This window comes from Clostridia bacterium, assembly GCA_034926675.1.
GTDB lineage: Bacteria > Bacillota > DTU025 > DTU025 > DTU025 > JAYFQW01.
The window spans coordinates 1-3,670 of record JAYFQW010000056.1 but is presented as its reverse complement, the minus strand read 5'-3'; the positions used below and the strand labels follow the sequence as shown (position 1 = coordinate 3,670).

Below are 3,670 nucleotides of genomic sequence, written 5' to 3'. Positions count from 1 at the left end.
CGGGTGGAGGTTTGAATATGGGAAGGATAAAGGTAGTGTCGATCTTCGGCACTCGGCCAGATACCATCAAGCTTGCGCCTGTCGTGGAGGAACTGGGCAAGTATCCAGACCTGATCGATTCGGTCACCATCGGAACGGCGCAGCATCGTGAGATGATGGACCAGGTGCTTGGGGTATTCGGCATCACGCCCGATTATGATCTTGGAATCATGCATGAGGATCAGACTCTGTTTGATATCACCGTTGGAGGCCTGCGGGGCCTTGAGGAAGTCTTGTCCCGAGAGAGACCGGACATAACCCTGGTGCACGGGGATACTTCAACGGCATTTGCAGGCGCTCTGGCTTCGTTTTACCTGAGAATCGGCGTGGGCCATGTTGAGGCAGGGCTTCGGACTCACGTGAAGTACGATCCGTATCCCGAGGAGATGAACCGCAGGCTTGTCGGCTGTCTGGCTGATGTGCACTTCGCCCCGACCTCAGAGCATCAGAAGAACCTGATCGGAGAAGGGACGCCGCGTGAGTGCGTGTATGTGACGGGGAACACGGTGATCGATGCCGTGCTCAAGGTGGCGGCTGGAAGGCGGGGGTTTGCTGATCCAGCCCTTCGCCTGGTGGATTTCGCCTCTCACAGACTGATCCTGGTGACGGCCCACAGGCGCGAGAATATCGGCCAGCCGCTTCATGAGATATGCCGGGCGATCAAGGATGTCTTGAGAACGCACCCCGATACTATGGTCATTTTCCCTGTGCATCCGAATCCCAGGGTCCGAAGTGTGGTCATGGAGGAACTCGCTGGAGTAGAGCGCTGCCTGCTTGTGAATCCCCTGAGCTATCCAGATATGGTCGGGCTGATTCAGCGCTGCTATATGGTTATGACTGACTCAGGAGGACTGCAGGAAGAGGCGCCAGCCCTGGGTAAGCCTGTCCTGGTTCTCAGGCGCACCACTGAGCGGCCCGAAGGAGTGGCTGCGGGCACCCTGAGGCTTGCAGGGGTTTCCCGGGAGGAGATTGCGACTGAGGCTGGGATGATCCTTACTGATAGGGAGCAGTACCGGAAGATGGCCGATTCCCGCAATCCATATGGCGATGGCAGAGCAGCCCACAGGGTTGTCATGGGCATACTCCACTTCTTCGGACTCAGGGCTGACCGCCTCCTCGATTTCGGCCAGGAATGAGGTTTATGCACATCTTTCCACTTGTGCGCGCACGAGCGGCGATGGTACACTGATTGTTGGAGTATGCTGCGCGTGAACTCAGGATTGGGGGAGGTACTGTGGAATCTCTCGTAATAAGGGGTGGCGCTCCACTTCGCGGCAGGGTCCGCGTTGGCGGCGCGAAAAATGCATCCCTGCCTGTGATCGCTGCCTCGCTTCTTGCCGGCGGTCGGTCAATGGTTGAGGATGTCCCGTCCCTTAGAGACGTCGACACCATGTGCGGCGTTCTCACCTCTCTCGGCGCGCAAGTATACCGCAGCCAGAACACGGTCGCAGTCGATGCGTCCGTGATCTCCTCATCCGAGCCTCCCTATGATCTGGTCAGGGCGATGAGGGCATCCTTTCTGGTAATGGGGCCGTTGCTTGCCAGAATGGGCACGGTCCGCATCTCGCTGCCTGGTGGATGTGCAATCGGTTCGCGGCCGATCGATCTGCACCTGAAGGGTTTTGCCGCCTTGGGCGCTGAGATCGATATGGGGTACGGACAGATTGAGGCTCGCGCCGAAAGGCTCGTCGGGGCCAGGGTGTATCTGGACTTCCCGAGCGTCGGCGCTACTGAGAACATAATGATGGCCGCCGTGCTTGCCTCTGGCGCCACATTGATCGAAAACGCGGCGCAGGAGCCTGAGATCGTGGATCTCGCCAACTTCCTGAACTCCATGGGAGCGCACGTGAGAGGCGCAGGAACCAACGCCCTCCGGATCGAGGGCGTCCGAGAGCTTACTCCCGCGCAGTACATGGTTATCCCCGATAGGATCGAAGCGGGGACTCTAATGGTGGCCGCCGCTATGACCAAGGGATCTCTCGACATTGACAATGTGGTCGAGGAGCATCTCAAGCCGATTACGGCTAAGCTCCGGGAGGCAGGGGTCACAGTTATCGAGGATGGCGGCTCCATACACGTGGAGTCTGAGGCCCGGCCCCGCGCAGTTGACATCAAGACTATGCCATACCCGGGTTTCCCCACGGATCTTCAGGCTCAGTTCATGTCGTTGATGTCGGTGGCGGATGGGTCGTCGATCATAACCGAAACGGTATTCGAAAACCGGTTCATGCACGTTGCCGAGCTTGCGCGAATGGGGGCGAGCATCAAGATCGATGGACGCTCTGCGATGATTGAGGGACAGGAGCGGCTGTCGGGCGCGCAAGTGAGGTGCTCGGACCTTCGAGCTGGTGCAGCGCTGGTCCTTGCCGGCCTTGCGGCAGAGGGTGAGACTGAGGTCGCAGACGTCTACCATTTGGACCGAGGCTATGAGAGGCTCGAACTGAAGTTTGCACAGGCAGGCGCGGAGATCCGCAGGATCTCCGACGATGAGGCGGAGAAGGCAGTATAGAAGCCGCTGCTGTCTGACTTTTGTGGAGACGGGCCTATATGGCTTGCGGTTGAGGATTCGATATCCCCAATCGGCGGGGAACATGTATCCCCTACACCTCGCCTTCTCCAACAAGGCGACTCCCGCCTTCTCCGTTTTCGGGATGAGCTGCCCATACTCGCCCCAGGCGTAGCTCGCGGCGCCTCTCCTGATCAGGTAGTTGCCAGGCAGGTACTCGTAATGCTTAGCCCCGCGGCTATCGGACCAGGACTCGCTCAGCCGGTTCCCCGCACCGTCGTAGGAATAGAGGACAGTCGCAATCCCTTCCGGCCCGCGCACGTCGGCGGACGTAAGCCTGTTCGCCCAGTCATACCCGTAGTTCAGCATGAATGGGCCGCCATTCATCCCGACGAGTCGGGATACGTCACCCTCAGACGTGTAGGAGTAGGCCAATTCCATAATGCGCTCCGACGGCTGACTTCGAACAACAGAGATCGACTTGAGCCTGCCCCTGGCGTCGGGCTCATATGAAGCGGATACTCCGTTTGCAGCACGCATCTTCGTCGCGAAGCCGTTCGAGTCATAGGCAAAGCCATCCTGTCCTGGCTGTTCGAAGCATCCGGGAATCCGCACTAACCGGCTGCAGTTGTCGTATTCGAAGTCAAAGCTTGCGCCATTCGGGTAAGTCATCCGAGTGCGGTTGCCGGCGTTATCGTACGTGTAGCCGATGGAATACGAAGCGCCGTCGATCATCCACGTTTCGCTTGAAAGCCAGCCGCGCAGGTTGTAGGATGCTGCCGTCTTGTTCAGAAACTTGCCGCTCTTGTAGAGTTGAGCTTCGGTTATGTGACCGTCCCCGTCGTAGAAGAGCTTGGAGTTCATCGAAGCTGAAGCGTCACTGTAGCTCACCCTTATGAAGCGCCCGAGTTCGTCGTAACAAGACGTGATTGCGTATGGCTTGCCCGGATCCTCCGCGACCCTGAGACCCCCGCCATTGTAGACGTACACATGCTTCGGTTCGGGGCGTCCGGTCCCGGGCATAGTCATCGAAGTTGGTTTCTCAAAGTGCAGGCTGTATTCGTACGAAGTCTTGTCCCAGGTGCTTGCCTGCCTGTATGCCCAGCTGGCCTCCACTCTATCCAG

Annotated in this window: 2 protein-coding genes; both read left to right on the top strand. The window is 58.6% G+C overall.

Annotated elements, in window-relative coordinates; genetic code table 11:
- Positions 1–1,175, top strand: a 1,175-nt coding sequence (gene wecB, locus VB144_12415; GenBank protein ID MEA4884431.1) for a UDP-N-acetylglucosamine 2-epimerase (non-hydrolyzing), incomplete at its 5' end; no start/stop codon positions are given.
- 98 nt (positions 1,176–1,273) lie between these two features.
- Positions 1,274–2,548 carry a UDP-N-acetylglucosamine 1-carboxyvinyltransferase gene (gene murA / locus VB144_12410; GenBank protein MEA4884430.1) on the top strand — a complete coding sequence of 425 codons (1,275 nt, stop codon included), beginning with the start codon at positions 1,274–1,276 and terminating at the stop codon, positions 2,546–2,548.
- Positions 2,549–3,670: the final 1,122 nt, after the last annotated feature.